The following is a 1,117-nucleotide window of genomic DNA, read 5'->3' as shown; positions in this document are numbered from 1 at the left end:
CGCGCGGCGTACTTGCGCACGTAGAAGTCGTCCACCACCTCGGTGACCAGGTCGTCCGTGTGCTCGACGAACTCCGCGTCGGGGTCGCTGTCCCCGGCCACGCCCAACCCGGCGAGCATCTGCTGGCAGAACTGGTGGGTCGTGGCGATGGTGGCCGCGTCGAACTGGGCGAGCGCGGCCCGCAGCCGGGCGGCCCGCAGCGCGACCTCCTCCGGGGCGCCCCGCTGCAGCAACGCGGTCACCGGGTCCGCCGACGGGACGCCGCTCGCCAGCCCGCGCTCGGTGGCCCCGAGCCGCTCCCGGACCCGTTCCCGCAGCTCCTGAGTGGCCTCGCGGCCGAACGTGACGAGCATGAGCCGCGGGAGCGTGACCCCCTCGGCCACGTACCGGGTGGCGAGGGCGGCGATCGTGTACGTCTTGCCCGTGCCCGCGCTGGCCTCCAGCACGGTGGTGCCCTCGGGGAGCGGGCCGTCGACCTCGAACTGCGGATGGGTGAGCAGCGCCTGGGTCACAGGACCTCCAGGTGCTCGGCGTCGAGCAGGGGCCGCCAGATCCGCTCGGCGATCGCCCCGAAGCGGGACTCGCCACCCTCGACCCGCTCGGCGAGCAAGGCCCTGAACTGCGGATCCGCCCCCAGCACCGCGATGATCGACTCGTCCTCCGCCTCGAACCTCCACTCCCGCTCGGCGCCGACCTCCGCGTCGCGCAGCGCCGCCCCGATCCGGCGGGCCTTCGCGTAGGCGGCCGCGCACGGCGTGGAGATCGGCAGCGGCTCACGCAGGCCCTCGCGGTGCAGCGCGACGAGATCGGCGAGCGCCGTCCGCGCCTCGTCGGTCCCCAGGGGCCGGAGCGTGGACCGCGCCGCGCCGCCGGACCCCCTCCCGAGGGTGACCGCCCGCCACTCCACCCCGGGGCGGGTCACGGTGAGCGCGAGCAGCCGCGCCCACGCGCGCAGCCGGTGCTTCGCCGACAGCCGGGAGTACTCGACCGTGACGAGGGTCTGACCGTGGATCCCCGCCACCGTGCCGACCACCCGGACGCCCGACGGCAGCTCGGCCGCCACGTCCGACGAGACCGGCTCCCCGGTCCGCAGCTCCCGGCTGGCCTCGACCAGCGG

At 75.8% G+C, this 1,117-nt stretch carries 1 protein-coding gene and 1 pseudogene; both read right to left on the bottom strand.

From position 1 onward, the window contains the following. Positions 1-512 (bottom strand): UvrD-helicase domain-containing protein (locus tag H5J29_RS33760; protein WP_312858523.1); only part of this gene is annotated, 512 nt, incomplete at its 3' end. Beyond that, positions 509-1,117: pseudogene (locus tag H5J29_RS33755) on the bottom strand (exodeoxyribonuclease V subunit gamma); the annotation flags it as partial. The pseudogene H5J29_RS33755 and the gene H5J29_RS33760, both read right to left, overlap by 4 nt.

This window comes from Pseudonocardia pini, assembly GCF_013870575.1.
Taxonomy (GTDB): Bacteria; Actinomycetota; Actinomycetes; order Mycobacteriales; family Pseudonocardiaceae; genus Pseudonocardia; species Pseudonocardia pini.
The sequence above is the reverse complement of the archived record's forward strand: the minus strand, read 5'-3'. Positions and strand labels throughout refer to the sequence as shown.